The sequence below is a fragment of the Burkholderia mycopellens genome, from assembly GCF_964265025.1.
Lineage (GTDB): Bacteria > Pseudomonadota > Gammaproteobacteria > Burkholderiales > Burkholderiaceae > Burkholderia.
Window position 1 is genome coordinate 3,727,639 of the sequence record NZ_OZ183802.1, and the last position, 24,717, is coordinate 3,752,355.

At 68.8% G+C, this 24,717-nt stretch carries 23 protein-coding genes; 6 read left to right on the forward strand and 17 right to left on the reverse strand.

Annotated elements, in window-relative coordinates:
- Window positions 1–238: 238 nt before the first annotated feature.
- From flgL to ACPTTC_RS17435, 12 genes are all read right to left on the reverse strand, one after another.
- Window positions 239–1,477, reverse strand: coding sequence for a flagellar hook-associated protein FlgL (gene flgL / locus ACPTTC_RS17380; RefSeq protein ID WP_423393199.1), 1,239 nt, complete (start codon window positions 1,475–1,477; stop codon window positions 239–241).
- Between the two features lie 17 nt (window positions 1,478–1,494).
- Window positions 1,495–3,426, reverse strand: coding sequence for a flagellar hook-associated protein FlgK (gene flgK / locus ACPTTC_RS17385; protein WP_423393200.1), 1,932 nt, complete (start codon window positions 3,424–3,426; stop codon window positions 1,495–1,497).
- A gap of 195 nt (window positions 3,427–3,621) precedes the next feature.
- The gene (locus ACPTTC_RS17390) at window positions 3,622–4,377 is read right to left on the reverse strand and encodes a flagellar brake protein (RefSeq protein ID WP_175951319.1); all 756 of its coding nucleotides are present in this window, start codon (window positions 4,375–4,377) and stop codon (window positions 3,622–3,624) included.
- 217 nt (window positions 4,378–4,594) lie between these two features.
- Window positions 4,595–5,578, reverse strand: coding sequence for a flagellar assembly peptidoglycan hydrolase FlgJ (flgJ, locus tag ACPTTC_RS17395; RefSeq protein WP_226198589.1), 984 nt, complete (start codon window positions 5,576–5,578; stop codon window positions 4,595–4,597).
- On the reverse strand, window positions 5,579–6,757 hold the full coding sequence (locus ACPTTC_RS17400) for a flagellar basal body P-ring protein FlgI (protein ID WP_423393201.1): 1,179 nt from the start codon (window positions 6,755–6,757) through the stop codon (window positions 5,579–5,581).
- Between the two features lie 5 nt (window positions 6,758–6,762).
- Entirely contained in the window at window positions 6,763–7,455 is a 693-nt protein-coding gene (flgH, locus tag ACPTTC_RS17405) for a flagellar basal body L-ring protein FlgH (RefSeq protein WP_226198591.1), read from the reverse strand.
- 20 nt (window positions 7,456–7,475) lie between these two features.
- Complete coding sequence (gene flgG, locus ACPTTC_RS17410) at window positions 7,476–8,264, reverse strand: flagellar basal-body rod protein FlgG (RefSeq protein ID WP_174937548.1); 789 nt, start codon at window positions 8,262–8,264, stop codon at window positions 7,476–7,478.
- Between the two features lie 34 nt (window positions 8,265–8,298).
- On the reverse strand, window positions 8,299–9,057 hold the full coding sequence (gene flgF, locus ACPTTC_RS17415; protein ID WP_226198593.1) for a flagellar basal-body rod protein FlgF: 759 nt from the start codon (window positions 9,055–9,057) through the stop codon (window positions 8,299–8,301).
- 19 nt (window positions 9,058–9,076) lie between these two features.
- Window positions 9,077–10,318 (reverse strand): flagellar hook protein FlgE, encoded by a 1,242-nt coding sequence (flgE, locus tag ACPTTC_RS17420; RefSeq protein ID WP_226198594.1) that lies wholly within the window; start codon window positions 10,316–10,318, stop codon window positions 9,077–9,079.
- A gap of 33 nt (window positions 10,319–10,351) precedes the next feature.
- Window positions 10,352–11,110, reverse strand: a complete 759-nt coding sequence (locus ACPTTC_RS17425) for a flagellar hook assembly protein FlgD (RefSeq protein WP_226198595.1) — start codon at window positions 11,108–11,110, stop codon at window positions 10,352–10,354.
- Between the two features lie 55 nt (window positions 11,111–11,165).
- A complete protein-coding gene (gene flgC, locus ACPTTC_RS17430; RefSeq protein ID WP_021164156.1) occupies window positions 11,166–11,591 on the reverse strand; it encodes a flagellar basal body rod protein FlgC in 426 nt (141 codons plus the stop codon).
- 40 nt (window positions 11,592–11,631) lie between these two features.
- Entirely contained in the window at window positions 11,632–12,120 is a 489-nt protein-coding gene (locus ACPTTC_RS17435) for a flagellar basal body rod protein FlgB (RefSeq protein WP_175016540.1), read from the reverse strand.
- 204 nt (window positions 12,121–12,324) lie between these two features.
- Here ACPTTC_RS17435 and flgA point away from each other — a divergent pair, with 204 nt between their 5' ends.
- From flgA to ACPTTC_RS17455, 4 genes are all read left to right on the forward strand, one after another.
- Window positions 12,325–13,572, forward strand: a complete 1,248-nt coding sequence (flgA, locus tag ACPTTC_RS17440; protein WP_423393202.1) for a flagellar basal body P-ring formation chaperone FlgA — start codon at window positions 12,325–12,327, stop codon at window positions 13,570–13,572.
- Window positions 13,573–13,690: 118 nt separating this feature from the next.
- Window positions 13,691–14,020, forward strand: coding sequence for a flagellar biosynthesis anti-sigma factor FlgM (flgM, locus tag ACPTTC_RS17445; RefSeq protein WP_423393203.1), 330 nt, complete (start codon window positions 13,691–13,693; stop codon window positions 14,018–14,020).
- A gap of 68 nt (window positions 14,021–14,088) precedes the next feature.
- Entirely contained in the window at window positions 14,089–14,529 is a 441-nt protein-coding gene (locus tag ACPTTC_RS17450) for a flagella synthesis protein FlgN (protein ID WP_226198598.1), read from the forward strand.
- 171 nt (window positions 14,530–14,700) lie between these two features.
- Window positions 14,701–16,056, forward strand: coding sequence for an SGNH/GDSL hydrolase family protein (locus ACPTTC_RS17455; RefSeq protein WP_423393204.1), 1,356 nt, complete (start codon window positions 14,701–14,703; stop codon window positions 16,054–16,056).
- A 19-nt stretch (window positions 16,057–16,075) separates the two neighbouring features.
- On the opposite strand, the gene ACPTTC_RS17460 is transcribed toward ACPTTC_RS17455, so the two are convergent.
- A complete protein-coding gene (locus ACPTTC_RS17460) occupies window positions 16,076–17,926 on the reverse strand; it encodes a M24 family metallopeptidase (RefSeq protein ID WP_423393205.1) in 1,851 nt (616 codons plus the stop codon).
- A 425-nt stretch (window positions 17,927–18,351) separates the two neighbouring features.
- On the opposite strand from ACPTTC_RS17460, the gene ACPTTC_RS17465 reads away from it, so the two are divergent.
- The gene (locus ACPTTC_RS17465; protein ID WP_423393206.1) at window positions 18,352–19,149 is read left to right on the forward strand and encodes a helix-turn-helix domain-containing protein; all 798 of its coding nucleotides are present in this window, start codon (window positions 18,352–18,354) and stop codon (window positions 19,147–19,149) included.
- A gap of 34 nt (window positions 19,150–19,183) precedes the next feature.
- On the opposite strand, the gene ACPTTC_RS17470 is transcribed toward ACPTTC_RS17465, so the two are convergent.
- The 4 genes from ACPTTC_RS17470 to ACPTTC_RS17485 are packed head-to-tail and all read right to left on the reverse strand — an operon-like array spanning window position 19,184 to window position 24,085.
- The gene (locus tag ACPTTC_RS17470; protein WP_423393207.1) at window positions 19,184–20,425 is read right to left on the reverse strand and encodes a multifunctional CCA addition/repair protein; all 1,242 of its coding nucleotides are present in this window, start codon (window positions 20,423–20,425) and stop codon (window positions 19,184–19,186) included.
- Window positions 20,422–21,069 (reverse strand): glutathione S-transferase family protein, encoded by a 648-nt coding sequence (locus ACPTTC_RS17475; protein WP_423393208.1) that lies wholly within the window; start codon window positions 21,067–21,069, stop codon window positions 20,422–20,424. The genes ACPTTC_RS17470 and ACPTTC_RS17475 overlap by 4 nt, the downstream gene beginning before the upstream one ends.
- A 47-nt stretch (window positions 21,070–21,116) precedes the next feature.
- A complete protein-coding gene (locus ACPTTC_RS17480; RefSeq protein ID WP_423393209.1) occupies window positions 21,117–22,076 on the reverse strand; it encodes a complex I NDUFA9 subunit family protein in 960 nt (319 codons plus the stop codon).
- Between the two features lie 56 nt (window positions 22,077–22,132).
- Entirely contained in the window at window positions 22,133–24,085 is a 1,953-nt protein-coding gene (locus ACPTTC_RS17485) for a transglycosylase SLT domain-containing protein (protein WP_423393210.1), read from the reverse strand.
- Between the two features lie 8 nt (window positions 24,086–24,093).
- Between ACPTTC_RS17485 and ACPTTC_RS17490 the strand changes: the two genes are divergently transcribed.
- Complete coding sequence (locus ACPTTC_RS17490; protein ID WP_423393211.1) at window positions 24,094–24,702, forward strand: 5-formyltetrahydrofolate cyclo-ligase; 609 nt, start codon at window positions 24,094–24,096, stop codon at window positions 24,700–24,702.
- Window positions 24,703–24,717 lie beyond the last annotated feature (15 nt).

The following is a 24,717-nucleotide window of genomic DNA, read 5'->3' on the forward strand; positions in this document are numbered from 1 at the left end:
ATGGGGCTGGCAAGCGGACTGGCGAGCGGGCCGATGCGCGGGCCGGCGAGCGGGGCCGGCAAGGCCGAAGCGCGGCTTGCCGCGTGGGTGAAACGGGGCCGGATGAAAGGGGCCCGATGAATGGGCGCGACGGCGCGACCCGGTGCAGCGCCTGCCCGCGCGGGGACATGCGCGGGCGGTGATCGACGCCGGCCGCGACGCCGAGCGTGCGCTCACGTCGCGGCCGGCGCGTCGTGCATCAGGGATTGATGTACTGGAACAGCGACAGGTTCTGCAACTGCGCGTAAGCCTTCTGCGAGCCCGTCAGCGCGTTCTGCATCTGCAGGAACTGGCTGATCGTCGACACCATGTCGGTGCTCGTCAGGTCGGCCAGGTTGCTGCTGACCTGCAGCGTGTTGGTCTGGTTCACCGTCTGCATCGCCTTGATTTCCTGCTCGCGGCCGCCGACCGACGCCTGCACGGTGAGGACGTTCGTCATCATGTTGTTCAGCTTCGTCGTGCCGGTGGTCATCGCGTTCTGGAGCGCGGCGGCGGCGGTCGTGTTGCTGCTGACCGGCACCTTCAGCGCGGCGATCATCGAGTCGAGCGCGGCGAACACGTCGGTGCCGGCCTGCGGCGCCGGCGTGACCGTGAACGAATCGCCGGGCGCCGGGTTGCCCGACACGGGCACCGACAGGCCATTGCCGAGCGCGATCCCGGCGCCGGCCGAATACGGCTGTGCGGCGGTCACGTTGTTCGGCGGCGGAAGGGAATTGTCGGTCACCGTATAGGTCGGCGCGGCCGCGGTGCCGCCGAAGTTGATCGTGAACTGGTGCGTGTTGGTCGCGGCCGACGGGCTCGTGATCGACACCGAGCCGATCGTGCCCGTGCCCGTGTTGCCCGCGCCGGCGACCGGCACCGGCTGGCTGCCGAGCATCGGCACCGACAGGAACACGCTCACGCCGTTGTCGCCCTGCGAGATCGAGCGCGTGTCGGCGATCTGCACCTGCCGCGAACCCGTGTCGCCGCTGTAGGCCACACCGCCGCCCGCCGCGTTCGAGAACGGCGCCGTGGCCGTCTGGAAACCCGCGAACAGGTAGTTGCCCGCGCCGTCCGTCGAGTTCGCGAGCGTCAGCAGCTGGTTGCGATAGCCCTGCAGTTGCGTCGACAGCGCCGAACGGTCGCTGTCGGACAGCGAGCCGTCGCCGGCCTGGATCACGACCGTATGAATGCTGTTCAGCAGGTTGTTGACGCTGAAGAGCGCCTGGTCTTCCGCCTGCAGCGAAGACAGCGCGGTGTTCTGGTTCGACGAATACTGCGACAGCGTGGCCGACGTCATCGACAGCTGCACCGCCTGCGCGGCGCCGAGCGGGTTGTCGGCCGGGGTCGACAGGCTCACGCCGCTCGAGATCTGCTGGTACAGCTGCGCGAGCTGTGCCTGCTGGTCGCTCATCTGGGCGACATTCATCTGGTAGAACTGGGCAGTGGAAATCCGCATCGCTTCGATCCCCGAAATCAGTTGAACAGGCCGAGCACGGTCTGGAACAGCGTCGACGCGGTCTGGATCACCTTCGCGTTCGCCTGGTAGAGCTGCTGGTACTGCATCAGGTTGGCCGCTTCCTCGTTCTGGTTCACGCCCGACACCGACTGCTGCGCTTGCGTGATCTGGCCGATCAGCGAGGTCTGCGCGGCGCTCGACGACTTCAGCTGGCTCGTCGTGTTGCCGATGTTGTTCACGTAGTTCGCATACGCGCCCGTCAGCGTGGTCGTGCCGTTGCCGAACGATTTCGCGCTGACGAGCTTCGACAGCGCGAGCGCGTTGCTGCCGTCGTTCGTGCCGCCCGTGTTCGGCGCGACCTTGAACGTGTCGCCCGCTGCCGGCGTGCCCGACACCGCGACCGTGACGCCGGCCGCCAGCGTGATCGGCGAGCCGGACTGGTAATTCTGCGGCGCGCTCGTGGTCACCGGGTTGGCGGAGTTGTCGGTGACCGTGTACTGCAGATTGCCGGCGGTGCCGGTCATCGTGATCGTGTAGTTGTGCGGGTTGGCCGCGGCCGCCGCGCTCGTGACCGACAGGCCGCCGATCGTGCCGGTGCCGGTGTTCGTCGTGGTCGCCGACGGCACGAACGGCGCCGCCGCCGCGATCGCCGAGCCGTTCGACGTGGCGAGGCCGAAGCCGTTCAGCGCGCCGCGCGTCGGCTGCACGGTGAACTTGTCGCCGGCGTTCATCGTGCCGGACGAGAACGAGAAATTCAGCCCGCCGATCGTGGCCGGCATCGAGGTCGACTGGCCGACCACCGCGCCGCTGGCGCTGTCGGTCAGCGTGTAGTTCGTGCCGTCGAACGACAGCGTGTAGTCGCTCGTGGTCGGCTGCGACGCGTTCGCGAACGACACGGACAGTGCCGCGTTGCCGGTATTGCCCTGGTTCGCGTACGTGATCGGGCTACCGGTCGTGAACAGGTTGCCGCCGACGTTGCCCGACAGGTCGATGCCGAGCGCGTTCTGCGCGTTGACCTGCGCGGCGAAGCTGGTCGCGATCGCGCCGAGCTGCGCTTCGGCCGGGTCGAGCGTCTGGTTGCGGAACGCGAGCAGGCCGCCGAGCGTGCCGCCCGACAGCGACGCGTCCGACAGGAACTGGTTCGGCCCCTGCGGGTTCGCGCCGGCGATGCCCTGCGACACGACGGTCAGCTCGCTCGGGTCGGACGGCGACGCGACGGTCGCGAGCTGGTAGCTGGTGTTCGAGACGACGAGCGGCGTGCCGCCCGCCAGAAACACGCTGTAGCCGTCGCTGTTGCGCACGACCTGCACGCCGGCGAGGTTCGACAGGTTCGACACCGCGAGGTCGCGCTGGTCCATCAGCTGGTTAGGCGGCTGCCCCTGGCTGCTCGCGGATGCGATCTGCTGGTTCAGCTGCGCGATCTGCGCGGTGTACGCGTTGATCTGCGTGACGGTGCTCGTCAGCTGCGTATTCACGCTCTGGCGCAGCGCGTCGTACTGCTGGCCGGCCGCCGTGATCTGGTTCGCGAGCGTCTGCGCATTGCTCATCGCGGTCTGCCGCACCGACGAGTCGGCCGCGCTGTTCGCGACGTTCTGCAGCCCGGTGAAGTAGCTCGTGATCGCGGTCGAGATGCCCGACGTCGGGCTGCCGACGTAGTTGTTCAGCTGCGTGACGAGCGAATACCACGTCGACAGCGCGCCGCTCTGCGTCTGCGCGCCGTTCAGCTGGTCGCTCAGGTACTGGCTGTACTGCCGCTGCACGGTGACGGTGTTCACGCCCTGCGGCATGTAGCCGCTGCTCGTGTACTGGCCGCTCGCCTCGGCATAGACCGGGCGTTCGACCGAATAGCCCGGCGTCGCCGAGTTGCTGATGTTCTGGCCGGTCGTCGTGAGGCCCCAGAGCGCGGCATTCAGGCCGCTGACGCCGAGGTTCATGAGTGTGTTGGACATGCGCGATCCTGATGAGCCGGCCGCGCTGCGGCCGCCGGGTTGCGTGACTCCCGGTATAACGGCCGCGATTTCAGAAAATTGAGGAAAAAATGCACGCGCGACGCGCATGCGCGCGACGCCGGTTCAAGCGTGCGGCCGAGGGTGCCGCGAACGCCGCGCGGGCCGCCCCGGGCGGGGCCGGCCGTCGCCTGCGCGTCAGGCCCGCGCGAGCGAGCGGCGCTTCATTTCGAGCTGCGTGATCAGCCGCTGCAGCGTGTTCTCCGCGCTGCCCGGCAGCGACATGTAGCGGAAGCCGAGCTGGTAGCGCCGCGACCCGTTCGGCATCTGCGTCGAACGCTGCGACACGAGCTGCAGGTCGAGCGACAGCTTGCCATGGCCGGTCAGGTCGAGCTCGACGTCGGGCAGCAGCGTGCCGACCTCGAGCGCCTCGACGCGTTCGTCGGCCGTGCGCAGCCCCACGCCGCCGAGCGACAGGTTGTGCACCTCGAACAGGAAGCTCTCGCCGTCCGGCAGCTTGCCGCGGCACAGGAACGGATCGACGATCGGTGCATCGACGCGGAAATATTCGCGGCGCTGGATGCACATCAGCACGTCGGGGAAATCGGCGACGAACGCGGGCAGCCCCTCGAAGCGCGTCTCGCGCGGCGTGCCCGTGGTGAATTCGACGCGCACGCCCTCCGGCGCGGCCGCGAACGTGCAGTGCGACGCGCCGAGGATGCCGGCGTTCTGCTCGGCCAGCGCACCCCAGTCGAACGTGAACGTCCGCGCGCCGACATCCACCTCGAGCAGGCGCGTGACGAGCTGGCCGCCCGGATACTGGACGGTCAGGAAATCGCCGCGATTGACGAGGTTGCGCAGCTGCACGCCGATTTCCAGCGGATTGCGGCGGGCATAGTCGGGCCCGGAGTGGCCTGCATCCAGGCTGGGGTCCGTCGACGTTTCGATATTCATGGCTAGCCGGTCTGTCTTCTCATGGGCGCCCGGGCAACCGGTGCGCAATAAAACCGGGCCAGAACGGGGGCCCGGTCGCAGGTCTCTCACACTTAGCGGCAGTGCTGACCGAAAGTTTAGATCGAATTGGGGATTTTTTTCGCGCAAACGTTGAAACCGCGCGCGGCGGTCTGCCGGGCGCGGTCCAGAGGGTACGACGGCGGTCGCCGACGGGTCGTCAGCCGATCTGCTGCATGATCGAAATCAGCTTCTTCGCGTAGTTCGGGTCGGTCGCATAGCCGGCCTTCTGCATCCCGTGCGCGAAGCCTTCGACGCTGCGGCTCGCGCTCAGCACGCCCGCGTAGCGCGGATTGTTCTTCAGCAGGTTCGCGTAATCGGTCATCGCGTGCTCGTACGAATCGTACGCGCGGAACTTCGCGACCACGCGGCGCGGCGCGCCGTTCACGTATTCCGTCGTCAGCGCGGACACCGTGCGGCCGGTCCAGCCCTTGGTCGCCTTGATGCCGAACACGTTGTAACTCGTCGAGCCGTCGCCCGCGCGGATCTCGCGCTTGCCCCAGCCCGATTCGAGCGCGGCCTGGCCGACGATGAAGCGCGCCGGGATGCCGGTCGACGCGCTGGCCGCCTGCGCGGGGCCCGCGAGCCGGTCGACGAACGCGTCGGCGTCCTGCACGCCGCTCGCGCCCTTCAGCGGCGGCGTCAGCGCGCTGCCGGCCGAATAGCCGCGCGTGCCGGCGAGCCCGCCGTTGTTCGCCGCGTTCGCGTAGGCCTTCGCCATCGCGTTCATCGCGGCGAGGCCGCCTTCGTTGCCGGACGCGCCGAAGCCGTCCGCGCCCAGTCCGGCCGCGCCGACGTCGGCCGCCGTGTCGCTGCCCGCGCCCTGCCCCGCGTTGCGCAGCAGCTGCTTCATCAGTGCGTCGGCGACGCCGATCCCGCGCGTCGACATCTGCTGCGCGAGCTGCTGGTCGAGCATCGACGTGTACATCTTCGACGTATGCGAATCGAACAGCCCGCCGTCGGGCGACGCGTCGCGCATGCTCTTGAGCATCATCTGCGTGAACATCGCGTCGAACTGGCCGGCGACCGCCTTCGCGCCGGCCTGCGGCGACTGCCTCGCCTGCGCGCGCAGTGCATCGAAACCCTGCACGTCGAGCGCAAAGCGCTGCGTGAGGTCGTTCGCGTTCGGGAGACTGGCTGCCATTTAGATGATCTCCAGGTCGGCGCGCAGCGCGCCGGCGGCCTTCATCGCCTGCAGGATCGACATCAGGTCTGCGGGCGTTGCGCCGAGCGTGTTCAGCGCCTTCACGACGTCGGCGAGATTCGCGCCGGCCGTCACCATCTTCAGCGCGCCGTTGTCCTGCTTCAGCTGGATCTGCGACTGCTGCGCCACCACCGTCTGCCCGTTCGAGAACGGGCCCGGCTGCGACACGACCGGCTGCGTGTTGACGACGACCGACAGGTTGCCGTGCGCGACCGCGCAGCTCTGCAGCGTCACCATCTGGTTCATCACGATCGAGCCGGTGCGCGCGTTCAGGATCACCTTCGCCGCAGCCTTGTCCGGGCTGACGTCGAGGTTCTGCAGCCGCGCCATGAACGCGACCTGCTGCGCCGAATCGGCCGGCGCGGCGAGCTGGATCGTGCGGCCGTCGAGCGCCGTCGCGGTGCCCGGGCCGAAGCTCGAATTGACCGCGGACACGATCCGCTGCGCGGTGCCGTAGTCCATGTCGTTCAGCTGCAGCTGCAGCACGCCGTTCATCTGCGCGATCGCGTTCGGCACCGAACGCTCGACGATCGCGCCGCCGACGATCCGGCCGGCCGCGAGCTGGTTCACCTGCACGCGGCTGCCGTTCGCGCTGGCGCCGGCACCGCCGACCGCCATGTTGCCCTGCGCGAGCGCATAGACCTGGCCGTCCGCGCCTTTCAGCGGCGTCAGCAGCAGCGTGCCGCCGCGCAGGCTCTTCGCGTTGCCGAGCGACGACACGGTGACGTCGAGCGCCTCGCCCGGCCGCGCGAACGGCGGCAGCGTGGCGGTCACCATCACGGCCGCGACGTTCTTCAGCTGCATGTTGCTCAGCTGCGACGCGCCGCCGTTGGCCGAGCCGTTGTTGATCGAGATGCCGAGGTTCGCGAGCATGTTCGCGAGCGTCTGCGTCGTGAACGGGGTCTGCATCGTCTGGTCGCCCGTGCCGTCGAGGCCGACGACGAGGCCATAGCCGATCAGCGGGTTGTCGCGCACGCCCTGGATCTGCGCGAGATCCTTCAGGCGTTCCGCGTGCGCGGGCGCCGCGCCGAACACGCAGGCCAAGGCCACGAACGCGACGGCGAGCCGCGCGAAGGCTTGCGCGCGGAACGACGGGCGGTTGAACGGGGGCTTCTGCATCGTCATCACCACGGCGCGATGTTGAGGAAGAAGCGCTGCAGCCAGCCCATCGTCTCGGCTTCGTTGATGTAGCCCTTCGACGAGTATTCGATCTTCGCGTCGGCAACCTGCGTCGAGTAGACGGAGTTCGCGCCCGAGATCGTGTTCGGGTTGACGACCCCCGAGAAGCGCACGAATTCGTTGCCCTGGTTGATCAGCATCTGCTTCTCGCCGCTGACCACGAGATTGCCGTTCGGCAGCACGTTGGTGACGGTCACCGTGATCGTCCCGTTGAACGTGTTCGCCGCGCTCGCGCCGCCGGTCGCCGCGAACTTGTTGTTGCCGGTCGCCGACAGGTTCGCCTTCGCGAACAGGCCGCCGAGGAAGCCGGCCGTCGGCACGTTGAAGTCGGTGTTGCCCTGCCGGTTCGTGTTCGCGCCCGACGACTTGGTCGCGTTGATGTTCTCCGCGATCATGATCGTCAGGATGTCGCCGATGTTGCGCGGACGCTGATCCTCGAACAGCGGCCGCCCCGCGTAGCCGGGGTTGTAGATCGAGCCGGGCGCCTGCATCGACATCGGCATCGGCGGCTGTGCCGTCATTGGCTGCTGGATGATCGGATCGCGCGGAATCTGCGCGCAACCGGCGGCGAACGCCGCCACCGCGACCGCGCATGCGGCGCGGACGGTGGCTGACGGGAGGAGGCGAACCTGCTTCATGGCGACGACGGGTGTTCCGGTTAGCTCTTCATCTGCGTGACGGTCTGCAGCATCTGGTCGGACGTCGTCACGGCCTTGCTGTTGATCTCGTAGGCACGCTGCGTCTGGATCATGTTGACGAGCTCCTGCACGACGTTCACGTTCGACGATTCGACGTAGTTCTGGCTGAGCGTGCCCGCGCCGTTCAGGCCCGGCTGCGACACGTTCGGCGCACCCGACGACGTCGTCTCGGAGAACAGGTTCTCGCCGCGCGCTTCGAGACCGGCCGGGTTGATGAAGGTCGCGACCTGCAGCGAGCCGATCTGCACCGAATTGGTCGAGCCCGCCTGCGTGATCGTCACGACGCCGTCCTTGCCGATCGTCAGCGACGTCGCGTTCTGCGGGATCGTGATCGCCGGCAGGACCTGGTAGCCGCTCGACGTGACGAGCTGGCCCTGCGCGTTGGTCTGGAACGAGCCGTCGCGCGTGTATGCATTCGTGCCGTCCGGCATCAGCACCTGGAAGAAGCCCGCGCCGTTGATCGCGACGTCCTTCGAGTTGCCGGTCTGCGTGAGGCCGCCCTGCGTGTACAGGCGCTCGGTGGCGACCTGCTGCACGCCGGTGCCGAGCTGCAGGCCCGACGGCAGCTCGGTCTGCTGCGTCGAGTTCGCGCCGGGCTGGCGGATGGTTTGGTACAGCAGATCCTCGAACACCGCGCGCGACGCCTTGAAGCCGTTCGTGCTGGTGTTCGCGAGGTTGTTCGAAATCACGTCCATCTGCGCCTGCTGCGCATTCATGCCGGTGGCGGCGATGTAGAGCGAACGGTTCACTTTTAAGGTCTCCTGCTTGGGCTGGCGCGGGCGCTCAGCTGAAGTTGAGCAGCTGGTTCGCCGACTGCTCGTTCTGGTCGGCCGTCTGGATCAGCTTCGACTGAAGCTGGAACGCGCGCGCGTTGTCGATCATCGCGACCATCGCGGTCACCGGGTTGACGTTGCTGCCTTCGAGCGAATTCGGCGTGACGACCACGTTCGGGTCGGCATCGGCCGGATTGCCGTCGGCGGTGCGGAACAACCCGTCGTTGCCGCGCGTGAGCGTGGCCGGATCGGGATTGACGAGCTTCATCTGGTCGACGATCGCGACCGCCGTCGGCGGGTCGCCCGGCATCAGCGCGGAAATCGTGCCGTCCTTGCCGATCGTCACTTCTGCGTTCGGCGGCACCGAGATCGGGCCGCCATTGCCGACCACCGGCAGGTTGCTCGCGTTGACCAGCTGGCCGTTCTCGTCGACGTGCAGGTTGCCGGCGCGCGTGTACGCCTCGCTGCCGTCGGCCGCCTGCACCGCCAGCCAGCCCGCGCCCTGCACGGCGACGTCCAGCGGGTTGCCGGTGCGCGTGATCGGACCCGGCGCGTAATCGGCGCCGGGCGTCGACGCGAGCACGTAGGTGCGCGTCGTCGTCGGGTCGATCGTGCTGCCGTCGCCGAAATTCATCGGCACCGCGCGATACGTCGCGAGTTGCGCGCGAAAGCCCGTCGTCGACGCGTTCGCGAGGTTGTTCGCGACGATCGCCTGCTGGTCGAGCGACTGCGACGCACCCGTCATCGCCGTGTAGATCAGTCGGTCCATGGCTGCCCGTTATCCGCGCTTACAGGTTGATGAGCGTCTGGTCGACGGTCTGCTGCGTCTTGATCGTCTGCGCGTTCGCCTGGTAGTTGCGCTGCGCGGTGATCAGGTTCACGAGCTCCGACGTGAGGTCGACGTTCGAGTTTTCCAGCGCGCTGCCCTGCAGCGTGCCGTGGTTCGTGCTGCCCGGCGCCGAGATCTGCGGCACGCCCGATGCGGAGCTTTCCGCATACTGGTTGCCGCCGAGGTTCACCAGCCCGTTCGGGTTGTTGAAGTTCGCGAGCGCGATCTGGCCGAGCACGGCGGTCTGGCCGTTCGAGTAGTTGCCGGTCAGCTTGCCGTCGGTGCCGATCGTGTAGGTCGTCAGCGTGCCGCTCGCGTAGCCGTCCTGCGCGAGGTTGTTCACGCCGTCCTTGCCGCCGTACTGCGTCGTGCCGGTCAGGTCGAGCGTGAGGCTCTGCGGCGTCGCCGAGCCGTCGGTGTTCGGCACCGTGAACTGGAACTGGCCGACCGACGCGGTCGGCACGGGCGGCGTGCCCGTCGTCGTGCTCTGGATCGCGCCCGACGAATTGAAGTTGACCGTGCCGAGATCCGTCGTGGCGCCGCCCTGCACGCCCGCATACGCTTCCCACGTGCCGGCCGCCGACTTCACGAAGTACATGTTGACCGCCTGCGAACCGCCGAGCGAGTCGTACACCTGGATCGACGTCGAGTAGTTGTAGGTCGTGTTGTCGGTCGCGCTGAACGGCGTCTTGGCCGGCACCGTGTCCTGCGAGTTCAGGTTGAACTGGGCCGAGATCTTGGTCGTCGCGGTCGGCGCGATGTTGGTCGTCGGCGCCTGCAGCGGCACGGTCTGCGCGGTGTTGATCACGCCGCCCGCGTTGGCTGCGTAGCCCATCAGGTTGCGGCCTTGCGAGTCGACGATGTAGCCGTTCTTGTCGCGCTGGAACGTGCCGTCGCGCGAGTACGTCGTCACGCCGTTGTTCGACATCTGGAAGAAGCCGTTGCCGTTGATCGCGACGTCGAGCGACGAGTTCGTCGTGTTGATCGTGCCCTGGCCGAAGTTCTGCTCGACCGCGTTCAGCGCGGTGCCGATGCCGATCTGCGTGTTGGTCGACGTCGCGACCGAGTTCGCGTACATGTCGGCGAACTGCGCGGTGCTCGACTTGAAGCCGACCGTGTTCGCGTTCGCGATGTTGTTGCCGATCACGTCGAGCGCGTTCGATGCACCCGAGAGGCCGCTCAGACCCTGTTGATAACCCATTTCGGTCTCCGTTTCGAGATTGCTCGATCAGTATCAGTTGGAGGGGGTGCCGCTGCCGGACGAAGCCGATGCGGTCGACGTCGTGTTCGGGAAAATCGACGCGACCTGGGTCAGCCCCACCGTCGTGCCGTTCGACAGCACGAGCCCCGCCGTGCCGTCCGCCTGCTTGATCACGCTCTGCACGGTCGACGCCGCAAGCGTCGTGGCCGGCTGCGGCGTGCCGTTGCTGTCGGTGTACGACGCGCTGACGGTGTACTGGCCGTCCGGCAGTGCGTTGCCCGCCGAGTCGGTCGGCGTCCAGTTGAACGGCACGGTGCCGGCCGACTGCGCGCCCGCGTTGATCGTGTTCACCACGGTGCCCGCCGAGTTCTTCACGGTGATCGTCAGGTTCGACACCGCGCTCGACAGCGACACGCCGAACGGCGATGCCGCGCCGCTCTTCACCGCGACCGCGTTGCCCGGCGCGAGCACATTCGTGCCGATCAGCAGCGCGGCCTGCGTCTGCTGGCCGGCCGTGAGCTGCGTCGACAGCGACGTGAGCGACGTGTTCAGCTGCGCGATGCCGCTCACCGTGTTGATCTGCGCGAGCTGCGACGTCATCTGCGAGCTGTCGACCGGGCTGGTCGGGTCCTGGTTCTGCAGCTGCGTGACGAGCAGCTTCAGGAACGTCGCCTGCAGGTCGCTCGCCGACGTGCCGTTGGTGTTCGACACGTTGTTGGTGTTCATCGTGTCGGTCGGCAGGTTCGACACGGTGGTGCCGTTGCTGCCGATCGTGGTGCTGGAGGAAGTCATCCTGGGTGGCCTTCTGTCGGAACTGTCGAGTCTGTAAGGTCGGTCGGCGCGCGGCTTACGAGCCGATCGTCAGCGTCTTGAGCATCAGCGTCTTCGCGGTGTTCAGCGTCTCGACGTTGGCCTGGTACGAGCGCGACGCCGAGATCATGTTCACCATCTCCTGCACCGGATCGACGTTCGGCATCTGCACGTAGCCGTTCGCGTCGGCGGCCGGGTTCGACGGGTCATAGGTCGACTTCATCGGCGACGGGTCGTCCATCACCTTCGTCACGCGCACGCCGCCCACGCCCTGGCCGGACGCGGTGCGCGCGCCGCCGATCGGGTCGGTCGCGAACACGACCTGCTTGGCCTTGTACGGCTTGCCGTCGGGGCCGGTCGCGCTGTCGGCGTTCGCGAGGTTCGACGCGGTGACGTTCAGGCGCTGCGACTGCGCGGACAGCGCCGAGCCGGCGACGCCGAAGATGTTCATCAACGAAGGCATGGAAGCTCCTTTTGCTCGGATTCGGAGGCGGCGCGCGCCGTCACTGGTTCGTCGTGATCGCGGCGATCATCGCCTTGATCTGCTGGGTCATCACGGTCATCCCGGTCTGGTAGTGCAGCGCGTTGTTCGCGAACTGCACGCGCTCGACGTCGAGATCGACCGTGTTGCCGTCGAGCGCCGGCTGCAGCGGCATCCGGTATTGCGCACGGCCGTAGTCGTCCGACGGGCCGCCCGTCGGGATCAGCTTCGCGGTGCCCGCCATGTGGCCCGCCGCCGTCGACACCATCGACATCCCGCTCGTCACGCCGGCCGGCTGCGTCATCGGCAGTTGCGCCGCGTTGCTCGGCGCGAGGCCGCCGCCCGCCTGCTTCAGCGAGCGTGCGAGCGTCGACGCGAAATCGACGTCGCGGGCTTGGTAGCCGGGTGTGTCGGAGTTCGCGATGTTCGACGACAGCAGTTCCTGCCGGTAGGCGCGCACGTCCAGCGCCTGGCGGCCGAACGCGAATTCCGCATCGAGTTTGTCCAGCATGTGTGCGTCTCTCCGTATGAAGCGCTGCACGCCCCTCGCGCCGGATGGCGACCCGAGAGGCTTTTTTCCATGACAGCGATGGTAGGCGTCGGACGCAACCGGCAATCGGGCGAATAACGCGGCAAAGGCCCCCTCTATTCATCGTTTGCGCGACGGCCCGGCTCCCTAGAATGCAAAGCGGGGCAACGGATCGGGGATACGGCGATGACTGGCAGCGCACTTCGCGGAAGGAACGGGCGGCTCACGCACGTCCGGCGTGCGTTTGCGCTCGCCGCGGCGCTGTGGATCGCCGCCCCGGCCGCGCACGCGGACGACGCGATGATCGTGATTCCGGGGCGCGGCGAGACGGCCGAAACCGCGCTCGCGCATGCCAATGCGGCAAGCGGCGGGCAGTTCGGCGGGAATGCGGCGCCGGCGCCAGGTTCGGGCCTCGCGCCGGACACGGGACGCGCGGCGAGCAGCACGGGCGCCGCCGGCGCGTCCGGCACCGGCTACGCGGCGCAACCGGCGGACACGATGGTCGTGACGACCGTCCCGCCGCCGGCTCCCGCACCGGCCCCTGCGCCTCGCCCCGTCTACGCAGCCGCCCGCACGAACGCCGGAACCGGATATGGCGCGCCGCGCGCCGCCGATCCGAACGCGATCGCGACGGTCGTCGCCGGCACGTCCGAACCCGCGTCGAATCCCGTACGGCCAGCCCCGCAGCCGGCCATGGCCTCGCGCCTGGCGGCGGCCCGCGCCGCGCCGACGCCGCGCGCCGTACCGGTTGCCGCGAACCCGGCCCCGGCGGTCAATGCCGCCAATGCGGCCCAACCCGCGACGCCGCCCGGCCAGCAGGATCCCGAGTCGATCCGCCGCACGGCCCTCTCGTTCCTGCAGCAGCAGATCGCGGGGCTGCCCGGCAAGACCACCGCCACGGTCACGACCGCGTTTCCGCGCGGGCTCGCCGCGTGCACGACGCTCGAACCGTTCATGCCGACGGGCGCGCGCCTGTGGGGCCGCACGACGGTCGGCGTGCGCTGCGCAGGCGAGCGCCCGTGGACCGTCTACCTGCAGGCGAAAGTCACCGTGCAGGCCACCTATTACGTCGCCGCGCGCCAGATCGCGCCCGGCGAGCCGCTCTCCGCGGCCGACCTGGTCGCCCGCGACGGCGACCTGACGGTGCTGCCGCTCGCGGTGGTCACCGATCCGGCTCAGGCGATCGGCGCGACCGCGCTCGCGCGCATCTCGGCCGGGCTGCCGCTGCGGCAGGACATGCTGAAGAGCGCGGCATCGGTGTCGGCCGGCCAGACGGTGCGGGTGGTCGCGGCCGGGCCCGGTTTCACGATTTCGGCCGAGGGCAGCGCGCTGGCGAACGCGGCGCCCGGCCAGTCGGTGCGGGTGCGGATGGCGGCGGGCCAGATCGTCACGGCGATCGTCAAGGACGCCGGCACCGTGGAAATTCCGCTGTAGGGCCGGCTCTCTCGGCAAGAATGTAAAGAATTGTTTATTCGGAGCATTTCGGGCTCGCGATGCTAAAGTTCGGGCCGACCCGGCCGTTATCTGGGTCAAACCGAACAGGAAACCCATCGTGAAGATCGATTCCACTCCGAACCCGAGCCCCCTGGCGCCGACCGGCAACGGCGCGACCCGTGCGCAATCCGGCGCGGCCTCGTCCTCGTCCGCGCAGGCGGCCGACGCGGGGTCGACCGGCGGCGACACGACCGTGAACCTGTCGGGTCTGTCCGACCAGTTGCGTTCGGTATCGGCGTCCGCCAACGGCGATATCGACACCGGTCTGGTCCAGTCGATCAAGGACGCGCTGAACAACGGCACGCTGACGATCGATGCGAACAAGATCGCCGACGGCGTATTGAATACCGCCCGCGAGCTGCTGCAGCAGCAGCGCCCGGGCAACTGAAGCCGGCCCTGGCCGGTCCCCCGGTTTGCCGGCGCGTCCACCCGCGCCGGCGCGACGAGCATGACGCGATGAGAGAAGAGCTGCTGGCCACGGTCAACGACGAACACGCGACGGTCGAAGCGTTCGCGTCCCTGCTCGCCTACGAGGAAAAGGCGCTGACGATGGCCCAGCCGCTCGAGATGCTGCCCGGGATCGTCGAAAGGAAAAGCGAGCTGATCGACCGGCTCGCGCAGCTCGAACGCACGCGCGACACGCAGCTTTCCGCACTCGGCTTTCCGGCCGGCAAGAAGGGGATGGACCAGGCAGCCGAGCGCGATGCCCGCCTCGCCGGCCGCTGGCAGTTGCTGCAGCAGTCCGCCGAACGCGCGCGCCAGGCCAATGCGAACAACGGGATGCTGATCCGGATCCGGATGGACTACAACGAGCGCGCGCTCGCGGTACTGCGCTCGGCCCCCGCACCGGCCGGCGTCTACGGCCCCGACGGGCGCGTGTCGGCACTCATGCGCTGAAGCACTGACTGACCGGCGGCCGCGCCGCCACCGTACGCTCCGCCTCTCGCCGCCATGCGCGGCAGCTCACGTTTCGACAGACCGGGCCCGAGCCCGGCACTCACGGTCCCTTCCGATACACGGCCGCGCAGCCGCGCCGCCGTCCCGTCACGACAATCAGAAGAGGGCCGCATGCCAGTTTTCCGCATTCCGTTTTCATCCCGCGTCACCGCCGCTTCCGCCATCGCGGCACTCGGCGCCGCATTGACGCTCCCCGCGGCGCAGGCCGCCGGCCCCGCGCCGCTGCCCACGCCGACGGGCGACATGTCGCTGTCGCCGGCCGGCCCCGACATCGTGCCGCCGGCCGCATCGACCCCGCCGGACGCCACGCCGCGCGCCTCGCGCCGCGGCTCCGACACCTACACGTACTTGCGCTGCTGGTACCGGATCGACGCCGATCCGCTGAAGCCGGCCGCGACCTACGAATGGGCGCGCAACCCCGCCGCCGGCGACTGGTATCGCGTGTCCGGCTACTGGTGGGCGGACGGCATCACGCAGTGGAAGAACATGTTCTACAGCACGACGACGCAGGACACGCTCGCCGACGTGTGCCGCAAGACGCTCTCCGCGAAAGGCATCAGGACCGAGCTCGTGCAGGCGGTCGCGGCCAACAACGCGCTGTCGTTCAACTACACGGTGTGGACCATCGACGCCGCGCAGCAGGACGCGCGCGTCAACAAGCTGATCGTGTTCGGCGACAGCCTGTCCGACACGCAGAACATGTTCAACGCGAGCCAGTGGAAGCTGCCGAACGGCACGAGCTGGCAGGCGGGACGCTTCAGCAACGGCCCGGTGTGGGCCGAATATCTCGCGAACGCGCTGCGGCTGCCGTTCTACAACTGGGCGATCGGTGGCGCGGCAACCGACCAGTACCTCGTCGTGCCGGGCCTCGTGCAGCAGGTCGATTCGTGGCGCGAATACATGGATCGCGCGCCGGACTACCGGCCCGCCAACACGCTGTTCGCGGTGTTCGCGGGCGGCAACGACCTGGTGAACTACGGGCGCTCCCCCGAGCAGGCGGCGAATGCGGTGCGCGACAGCCTCGAGCGGCTCGCCGCGGCCGGCGCGACGCGGATCATGCTCGTCACGCTGCCGGACGTGTCGCGCGCGCCGGTGTTCGCGACCCGCACCGACACCGCGAGTGTCGCCGCGCAGGTCAAGGACTACAACCGGCGCCTCGCCGACGCGGCTGCCGCGCTGCGCGCCCGCTACGGCGCGACGCTGCGGCTCGAGGTCTTCGATGCGTCCGCGCTGTTCGACGACCTGCTGAGCCATCCGGCCCAGTACGGCTTCGACGACGCGAAGCGTTCGTGCCTCGACATCCCGAAGCCGTCCTCGCTCACCTACCTGAGCGCCCAGACACCGCGTGCGGACTGCCGCGATCCGGCGCGCTTCGTGTTCTGGGACACGCTGCACCCGACCACGCGCACGCACGCGTGGCTCGCCGAGCGGATCGCGCCGTTCGTGCGCGCACGCCTGCTGAACTGACCGGTGCGGGCGGCGGCGCTTACAGCAGCGGACACGCGGTGACCTGCGTGCCGCGCGCCACGCACAGCCGCTCGTAGTCGCGCAGGTACGCGCGCTCGTCGTCGTCGAGCAGGTCGAGATCGATCAGGTCCCAGTCGTAGCCGACCGTCACGATGTTCTCGAACGTGACGGTATCCGGCTGCGCGTCGTCCTGGCGGATGATCACGATGTTCTCGATCCGCACGCCGCCCTTGCCCGGCACGTAGATGCCCGGCTCGATCGAAATCACCGCATTCGGCACGAGCCCGTACTTCGCGCCCGGCGCGAACCGCACGCCGCCCTCGTGCACGTGAATTCCGACACCGTGCCCGGTGCCGTGGCCGAAATCGTGGCCGTGGTCGCGGCACACCTGCCGCACGAGCGCATCGACGTCGCCGCCCTTGGCGGTGCTCGGGAAGCGCGTGACGAGCCCCTTGATGCAGGCCTTCAGCGCGACCGTGTAGATCTCGCGCTGCCACGGCTGCGCGACCGTATCCGGCCGGGTCCGGCGCAGCACCACGCGCGTGCAGTCCGTCGCGAAGCCGGCTTCGTAGTAGGCGCCGCTGTCGAGCAGCACGAGTTCGCCTTCCGTCAGCTCGACGTCGGCGCTCGCCGCCGTGTAATGCGCGAACGCGCTGTTCGCGCCGTTCGCCGCGATCGACGGAAACGTCAGCGCAACCGCCGAACGCGCGCCGTACGCGTCGTTGATCGTGCGCGCCAGGTCGTATTCGGTGTGGCGCGTGCCCGGCTCGCCGGTCTTCGCCCAGCGCATCGTCTCGGCGATCGCCGCGGAACTGCGCGCGAACGCGTCGCGGAACCGGTCGAGCACCGCCGGCGTCTTGCCGGCCCGCATCGCCTCGACCGGGTTGAAGTCGGCATGCCGCGCGCGCGGCCACACCCGCTTCACCGCGTCGACGAGCGCGCAGTTCACCGATTCGAAGCCGTAGCACACGTGCTCGACGTCGAACTGGGCAAGGAAGCGCTCGAGCGCCGCGACATCGCGCCGGATCACGTGCAGCGCCGGATACGACTCGAGCGTGACCTCGCAGCGGTCGCAGCCTTCCGGCAGGAACAACGCCACCTCGGCGCCGACCGCGAACAGGAAACCGAGGTGCGACGACGCATTCGGGATGTGATAGCCGCGGCTGTTCAGCAGATACGCAAGATCGTCCGACGCGCAGGTGAAGAACGCGGTCTTGCCGTCCGGCGCGCCGGTATGCGCGGCGAGCTTGCGGTTCAGCGTGTCGAGGTTCTGCGCGACGCTCAGGCCGGTCGCCGATTCCGGCACTTCGAAGATCGGCCGCTCGACGACCCAGCCCGGCAACGCGATCGCACGATCGATTTCCCGGTCGGCGAGGCTCGTCCAGTCGAGCGACGCGGCCTGCGTCTGTTCGAACAGACGATCGCGCTGCGCGACGCTGATCCGCCGCGCGTCGTAGCCGACCCGGGCGAGCCGGCTACCGTGCGCGAGCAGCCAGTCGGCCATCGCCTGCCAGATCGTCACGTTCATCCCGAGCTTCTCGATACGCACGCGCGCCGGATCGCACTGCTGTTCGGCCTGCAGGTGATAGCGGCCGTCGACGAACAGCACGAACGGGGGCAGATCGAGCGCCTGCGCGGTCGCCGCGCTCAGGAAGATCCCGCAACCGGCCGAGCCGTCGAAACCCGATACCGCGTAGCGCGGATTGTTGGCGAGCGGCAGGTACTCGGTCACGTATTCGTCCTGCGACGTGACCAGCACCGCGTCGAGCCGCGCGGCATCGAGCAGGCGCAACAGGCCCGCCTGCGTGTCGACGACGGATGCGTCGTACGGTGGAAGGCCGGAGAAGCTGTATTTCAGTCGATCGATCATCGGAAGCCCGTTATGCATTGTTGTCGGCGGCCGGCGGTGACGCGGCGGGGTGCAGGCCCGAGGCAGGCCTGACGCGGCACGGCGCCGCTGCGGGTGGACGCTCGGCCCGGCGCGGCGCCGTGCCGCCATGCCGTTCCGGCAGCAGGCCTTTAAAAAAATTTCGTCTCACTTAACTTTTTTTGATACTCGCGACAGAATCTAGAGCACGCCGAAATTGAGGTCAAGCTGAAATTTTCGTAGGGCTAAAATCAGCGCGGCGCATGCGCATCCCGGCACAACGAGCCTTCCCCCGGCGACACCGCGCGGTACAATTCGTCGGCATCGCCGTCCCGACGGCCATGCTTCGTGCGATGTGCGGAAATCACCGCCCAGCGACTGCACCGCCCGTCCGCCCGCCTCCCGACTCGTTGCCACGAAAGAGATTCATGGATTCAGACATGATGCGTATCGGCCAGCGCATTCGCCGCCTGCGCCGGGAAGCGAAGAAGACGCTGCTGGAAGTCGCGACCGAAGCGAAACTCTCGGTCGGGTTCCTGTCCCAGGTCGAGCGCCACCTCACGGGCATCTCGCTGACGTCGCTCGTCAATGTCGCGAAGGCACTCGACGTGCCGCTCGGCGCGCTGATCGACCAGCCGCGCCAGGCCCAGCCCGATTCGCGCGCGGGCCGCCGCAGGCCGTACGCGCTCGACGCGTCGTCGCAGTGGTACGAACGCCTCTCCACCACGTTCGACGGCAGCCAGATCAACGCGCTCAAGGTGCAGATGATGGAAGGCTACCGATCGGAATGGGTCGCGCACGGCGGCGACGAATTCGTGTACGTGCTGGCCGGCCGGATCTGCTACACGGTCGGCAAGAAGGATTACCCGCTGTCGCCCGGCGACTCGCTGCACTTCGACGCGCGCAAGCGGCACCGGGTCGCCAACGTGGGCGACGGGCCGGCCGAGGTGATCGCGGTCGGCACGCTGCCGCTGTTCGACGACCGTGGCGCCGGGTTCGTGTCCGCGACGATGGACCTCGGGAAACCGGCGCCCGTCGCGCGCGCGACGCCGGGCGAGCCGCGCACGAGCCGCCGCGGGCCGGCGCCCAAGCGGGCAGAGCGCGATCGCGACGCCGGCACGGCAGGAAAAGACAAGAAGGCGGCGGCCAAGCCGCGCGCATCCGCCGGCAAACGTCCGGCGGCCGCCAAGCCGGCGCGCAAGAAGAAGTCGAAACGGTCGGCGTGAGGAAGGCGCGCGACGCGCCCCCTTCCCGTCACCCCTATTCGCCGATCTCGAGCGCCTGCGCGACGGCCTCGATCCGCGCGCGATGCACGGCGTCCCGGATCTTCTCCGTGTCATTGCCGATGCCGCGCGCGATTGCGCCGGCATCGACGCTGCGCGCGGCCGCGAGCGCGACGCGCAGCCGCTCGGCCTGCGGATACGGCTGGGCTTCGAGCCCGAGCCGCCCGCGCGCATCCGATTCGCATGCCTGCAGCATCTCGGCGAAACGCGCCGGCTTGCGCAGTGCGTCGCTGCGCTCGAACAGCCGCACCAGCGCGGCCGCGCCCATCTCCATCACGCGATGCAGGTTGCCGTGCTCGCGCGCGACCACGAGCGCGAGATCGCGGCATTCGTTCGGCACGCGCAGCCGCTCGCACAACGGCTTGAGCAGGTCGACGCTGCGGCCCTCGTGGCCGATGTGGCGCGGCAGCACGTCGGCGGGCGTCGTCGCCTTGCCGAGATCGTGCGTGAGCGCCGCGAAGCGCACCGGCAGCGAATAACCCTGCTTCGCCGCGTAGTCCACCACCATCATCACGTGCACGCCGGTGTCGACCTCCGGGTGGTAATCGGCGCGCTGCGGCACGCCCCACAACGCATCGACTTCGGGCAGCACGCGCGCGAGCGCACCGCATTCGCGCAGCACCGCGAACATCCGCGACGGCTTCGCCTCCATCAGCCCGCGCGCGATTTCCTGCCACACGCGCTCGGGCACGAGCGCGTCGACCTCGCCCGCGTCGACCATCCGCCGCATCAGCGCGAGCGTTTCATCCGCGACCGTGAAATCCGCGAACCGCGCGGCGAAGCGCGCGATGCGCAGGATCCGCACCGGATCCTCGACGAACGCATCGCTCACATGTCGGAACACGCGCGCGCGCAGGTCGGCCTGCCCGTCGAACGGATCGATCACGGGCCCGACCAGTTCGCCCTCCGGGCTCACCTCGCGCGCCATCGCGTTGATCGTCAGGTCGCGCCGCGCGAGATCCTCGTCGAGCGTCACGTCCGGCGCGTAGTGAAACTGGAAGCCGTGATAGCCGGCCGCCGTCTTGCGCTCGGTGCGCGCGAGCGCGTACTCCTCCTGCGTCCGCGGATGCAGGAATACCGGGAAATCCTTGCCGACCGGCCGGAAACCCTGCGCGGCCATCTGCTCGGGGGTCGCGCCCACCACCACGTAGTCGCGGTCCTGCACGGGCATGCCGAGCAATGCGTCGCGGATGGCGCCGCCTACAGCGTAGATATTCATGGCGTCGGCTCGTACTCGGCAATCACGCTCGTTTCGCGGCGCGCGGCGTCGATCCAGCGCTGGACGGCCGGCAGCGCCGTCACGCGGGCCGCATAACCGGCCGCTTCCGGCGACAGGCCCGGCGCGTACGTATTGAAGCGCATCACGACGGGCGCGTACATGGCATCGGCGATCCCGAATTCGCCGAACAGGAACGGCCCGCCCGACGCCTCGAGACACGCGCTCCACAGCGCATCGATGCGTGCGACATCGGCGAGCGCGTCGGGCGTCGCACCGCGCCCCGGCATCGACGCGCGCACGTTCATCCCCATCTGCGTGCGCAGCGCCGCGAAACCCGAATGCATCTCGGCCGCGACGCAGCGCGCATGCGCGCGCTCGAGCGGGTCGGCCGGCCACATCGGAAACTGCGGATAGCGTTCGGCGAGCGTCTCGGCGATCGCGAGCGAATCCCAGATCGCGACGCCGTGGTCGTCGACCAGGCACGGCACCTTGCCGGACGGCGAATACTCGCGGATGCGTGCGGCCGTGTCATCGCGGCGCAGCTCGATCGCGATCTCGTCGAACGGGATGCCGAAATGCGCGAGCAGCAGCCACGGGCGCATCGACCACGACGAGTAGTTCTTGTCTCCAATGACGAGTTTCATGACGGTGTTCCGGATAACGCGAAGGTGGAAAGGAAGACGCTGCCGGCCTAGCGGCGCGAGCGGAACCAGTCGAACCGGGAGCGCTGCGCGGCCTGGCCGAGATACGCGGGCGCGATGCTTTCGAGACTCGCGGGCGAGATCCCGAGCTCCGGCGCGAGCGGCCCCGACAGCACGTTCGGCACCGACATCGTCGCGAGGTTGTCGCGCGTGAGCACGGGCTCGCCGGGCAGGCATTCGAACACGCTCGCCTGCAGCCGCGCGAGCGCGTCGGGCAGCCGTACGATGCGTGCCTGCCGGCCGACCAGCGTGCCGCAATAGCGCACCAGCTGCTCGAGCGTGTAGACGGTCGGGCCGCCGAGTTCGTAGGTCTTGCCGTGTGCGGCCGCGAGATCGAGCACGTTGACGAACGCGCGCACGACATCGCCGACGAAGACGGGCTGGAAGCGTGCGTCGGGCATCGCGAGCGGCAGCACGGGCACGGTGCGCTGCAGGTTCGCGAACGTGTTGAGGAACGCATCGCCGGGGCCGAACACGACCGACGGGCGGAAGATCGTCAGCGCGAGCGAGTCGGTCGCCGCGATCGCATGCAGCGCGGCCTCGCCGTCGCCCTTCGAGCGCTGGTACATGCTCGCGCCGCGCGAATCGGCGCCGAGCGCGCTCATGTGCAGTACGCGCTGCACGCCCACCTCGGTGCAGGCGGTCGCGAGCGCGGCCGGCAGCGTGACATGCGCGCGCTCGAAGCCGGGCCCGTACGGCGTACCGCGGCCGCCGTGCAGCACGCCGACCAGGTTGATCGCCGCATGCGCGCCGGCGACGAAGCGCGCGAGCGTGCGCGTGTCGAGCGCTTCGAGCTCGACGATTTCGACCGGCAGCATCTGCAGGTGGCGCGCGTGGTCGCGCCGGCGCGTGCCGATCCGTACCTGCTTGCCGGATTCGATCAGCGCATTGACGAGCCGGCTGCCGATGAAGCCGGTGCCGCCCAGCAGCGCGACGGTCTGGCGATCCATGTTCGAGGCCTCGAAAGAACACTGCCGCGTCTCGCGCGGCAGTGTGAAGTTGCGTATCAGGGCGAGATCATGCCTAGACGTTTCTTCAACGACTGCGGCTTGCCCTCGAAGAGCGCCGCGTAGTAGACGGTGTTCGACAGCACGTTCTTCACGTAGTCGCGCGTCTCGTTGAACGGAATCGTTTCTGCGAAGATCGCGCCTTCGACCGGCTGCGTCAACACCTGGCGCCACTGGCGCGGCCGGCCCGGGCCCGCGTTGTAGCCGGCCGTGGCGAGCACCGGCGAGCTGTCGAAGTTGTTGTAGATGTCCGCCAGATACCAGGTGCCGAGCTGGATGTTGGTATCGATGTCGTGCATCTGCGTGCGCGAGATCGTGCCCAGGCCGAGCTTTTTCGCGACCATCTGCGCGGTGGCCGGCATCAGCTGCATCAGGCCGCCCGCGCCCACCGACGAACGCGCGCTCGTGATGAAGCGCGACTCCTGGCGGATCAGCCCGTACGCCCATTCGGTGTCGAGGCCCGTCGACTGCGCGTAGCGTTCGACGATATTGCGGTACGGCGACGGGTAGCGCAGCGTGAAGTCGTGCTCGGCTTTCGTGCGGTCGGCCGTGTTGACCGTGCGGTCGAGCAGGTCGACGCGCTTGCCGTATTCGGCCGCGGCCAGCAGCTGGCGATCGGTCATCCCGCGCAGCGGCCAGTTCCATTCGCGGTTGCCTTCGAGGCGCAGGTTCAGCGCATAGAAACGCTGCGCAAGCGCGAAGCCCGGAATCTTGCTCATCGCGTCGATCTCGGCGTCGCTCACCTTCGTGCGCGGCGGGATCGTCGTGCGCTGGCCGAGCTCTTCGCCGGCGAGCTGCCCGTAGAAGTTGAACTGGCCCGCCACCTGCTCGAACTCCTGGTTCGCCTGCAGCGTGTCGCCGCTCTGCTTGAGCGCGCGCGCATGCCAGTAGATCCAGGCCGGATCGTCGCGCAGCGACGGCGGCATCTGCTCGATCGACCAGCGCACCATCGGCCAGTTGCCGGCGAGCAGCGCGGCGCGCGTGCGCCATTCGTAGCCCGGGTTCGACAGCGGCGCATTCGCGGATTTCGCATACCAGACCGATGCGAGCGGCGAGCGCTTGATCGCGCCCTGGTAGCCGATCGCGCCCCACGCGATCGCCTGCTCCTGCTTGGTCAGCGAGGCGGCGACCGACGTCAGCATCCCGGCTGCCGCGTCCGGATCGTTGCGCGCCATGCGGCCGAGCGCGATCAGCGCGAGCTGGTGCGAGGTCGCGTCGGGGCCGACGCCGCGCGCGAGGTACAGCGGCGGCGCGCTCGTCGCCTGGTCGAAGCCGACCGGGCGCGGGCCGAGCGCATCGACGATCTTGCCGCCGAGCGTCGTGTAGTTCTGCTCGTACGCGAGGCGCGCCTGCTGCCACACGTCGTCGCTCGTGAACTGCTGGTTGACCGTCAGCGCGGTGATCAGGTCGACGCACGCGTCGCCGTAGTTCTTCGGCTCGACGAGCAGCGCGCGTGCCGCATCGGCGACGTTCTCGCCGCGCGCCGCGCGCGATTCGAGCGCATAGCACTTGACCTGCGTGTCGTCGTCGAGCACGAAGCGCTTGTATTGCTCGTCGAAGTTGCGCCAGTCGTGGCGCGCGCCGAGCACGAGCAGGTAGTCGTTGCGCAGGCGGTCGGCGATCGCCTGGCCGTCGTAGCGCTGCAGGAACGACTGCACGGGCGCGTCCGGCGCGTCCACGCGCGCGCGGCCCGTCGAATCGAACAGCTGCGGCTTGATCTGGAAATACTCGACGTAGGACGGTACCGGATAGTTCGGGATCATCGACGCGAGCTGCGCGGCTTTCGCAGCGTCGTTGCGACGCGCGGCTTCACGAAGCTGCACGAAGGTCTGGTCGTCCCCGGCGACCGTATCGTCGTTCGGCGCGGCGCACGCGGCCGTGCCCGCGACGAGCGCGGCGGCCGAAAGCGTCAGCGCGACCGCGCGATATACTCGGAAAAGGCTGTTCGACATCGATTTGAATGGAGCACGAAGTGAGCGAAAGCATAGCACGCAACCCTGTGCCAAACCCGAAGGTTGCGCTACGCAAAACGCTGTCCGGCGCACGGCGCGACGCCGCGTCGCAACCCGCCGCGAACGGCGCGCTCGACGCGCGGCTGCGCACGCTGCTCGAGCGGCTCGCGCCGCGCACGGTCGGGTTCTACTGGCCGCTGCCGGGCGAATTCGATGCGCGCGATGCGGTGCTCGCGTGGTGCGCGGCCGGCGCCGGCAGGCAGGCCGCGCTGCCCGTGATCGACGAGCGGCACACGCCGCTCGAGTTCCATGCGTGGGACGCGCACACGCCGATGCGCGAAGGTCATCACCGGATTCCGGAACCGGCGTCGGGAATCGTCGTCGTGCCCGACCTTTTGCTGATTCCCTGCGTGGGATTCGATCTGCAGCGCTACCGGCTCGGCTACGGCGGCGGCTACTACGACCGCACGCTCGCCGCATGGCCGGGCAGCGAGCCGCCCGTGACGGTCGGCATCGCCTATGAAGCGTGCCGGGTCGATGCGCTGCCGGCCGAAGCGCACGATCTCGCGCTGCGCTGGATCGTGACCGACGGCGCGCTGTACCCGGCCGCCGGATGATACGGCGGGCGGCGC

What these genes read in the sequence shown, in the direction of transcription:
- ACPTTC_RS17465 (WP_423393206.1), top strand. Translation starts at nt 18,352, where the DNA reads ATGGATTCAGACATGATGCGTATCGGCCAGCGCATTCGCCGCCTGCGC.
- ACPTTC_RS17460 (WP_423393205.1), bottom strand. Translation starts at nt 17,926, where the DNA reads ATGATCGATCGACTGAAATACAGCTTCTCCGGCCTTCCACCGTACGAC.
- ACPTTC_RS17390 (WP_175951319.1), bottom strand. Translation starts at nt 4,377, where the DNA reads ATGAATATCGAAACGTCGACGGACCCCAGCCTGGATGCAGGCCACTCC.
- ACPTTC_RS17490 (WP_423393211.1), top strand. Translation starts at nt 24,094, where the DNA reads ATGGAGCACGAAGTGAGCGAAAGCATAGCACGCAACCCTGTGCCAAAC.
- flgH (WP_226198591.1), bottom strand. Translation starts at nt 7,455, where the DNA reads ATGAAGCAGGTTCGCCTCCTCCCGTCAGCCACCGTCCGCGCCGCATGC.
- flgC (WP_021164156.1), bottom strand. Translation starts at nt 11,591, where the DNA reads ATGCCTTCGTTGATGAACATCTTCGGCGTCGCCGGCTCGGCGCTGTCC.
- flgA (WP_423393202.1), top strand. Translation starts at nt 12,325, where the DNA reads ATGACTGGCAGCGCACTTCGCGGAAGGAACGGGCGGCTCACGCACGTC.
- ACPTTC_RS17450 (WP_226198598.1), top strand. Translation starts at nt 14,089, where the DNA reads ATGAGAGAAGAGCTGCTGGCCACGGTCAACGACGAACACGCGACGGTC.
- ACPTTC_RS17400 (WP_423393201.1), bottom strand. Translation starts at nt 6,757, where the DNA reads ATGCAGAAGCCCCCGTTCAACCGCCCGTCGTTCCGCGCGCAAGCCTTC.
- flgK (WP_423393200.1), bottom strand. Translation starts at nt 3,426, where the DNA reads ATGTCCAACACACTCATGAACCTCGGCGTCAGCGGCCTGAATGCCGCG.
- flgJ (WP_226198589.1), bottom strand. Translation starts at nt 5,578, where the DNA reads ATGGCAGCCAGTCTCCCGAACGCGAACGACCTCACGCAGCGCTTTGCG.
- ACPTTC_RS17470 (WP_423393207.1), bottom strand. Translation starts at nt 20,425, where the DNA reads ATGAATATCTACGCTGTAGGCGGCGCCATCCGCGACGCATTGCTCGGC.
- ACPTTC_RS17485 (WP_423393210.1), bottom strand. Translation starts at nt 24,085, where the DNA reads ATGTCGAACAGCCTTTTCCGAGTATATCGCGCGGTCGCGCTGACGCTT.
- ACPTTC_RS17480 (WP_423393209.1), bottom strand. Translation starts at nt 22,076, where the DNA reads ATGGATCGCCAGACCGTCGCGCTGCTGGGCGGCACCGGCTTCATCGGC.
- flgF (WP_226198593.1), bottom strand. Translation starts at nt 9,057, where the DNA reads ATGGACCGACTGATCTACACGGCGATGACGGGTGCGTCGCAGTCGCTC.
- flgL (WP_423393199.1), bottom strand. Translation starts at nt 1,477, where the DNA reads ATGCGGATTTCCACTGCCCAGTTCTACCAGATGAATGTCGCCCAGATG.
- ACPTTC_RS17475 (WP_423393208.1), bottom strand. Translation starts at nt 21,069, where the DNA reads ATGAAACTCGTCATTGGAGACAAGAACTACTCGTCGTGGTCGATGCGC.
- flgE (WP_226198594.1), bottom strand. Translation starts at nt 10,318, where the DNA reads ATGGGTTATCAACAGGGTCTGAGCGGCCTCTCGGGTGCATCGAACGCG.
- ACPTTC_RS17435 (WP_175016540.1), bottom strand. Translation starts at nt 12,120, where the DNA reads ATGCTGGACAAACTCGATGCGGAATTCGCGTTCGGCCGCCAGGCGCTG.
- ACPTTC_RS17425 (WP_226198595.1), bottom strand. Translation starts at nt 11,110, where the DNA reads ATGACTTCCTCCAGCACCACGATCGGCAGCAACGGCACCACCGTGTCG.
- ACPTTC_RS17455 (WP_423393204.1), top strand. Translation starts at nt 14,701, where the DNA reads ATGCCAGTTTTCCGCATTCCGTTTTCATCCCGCGTCACCGCCGCTTCC.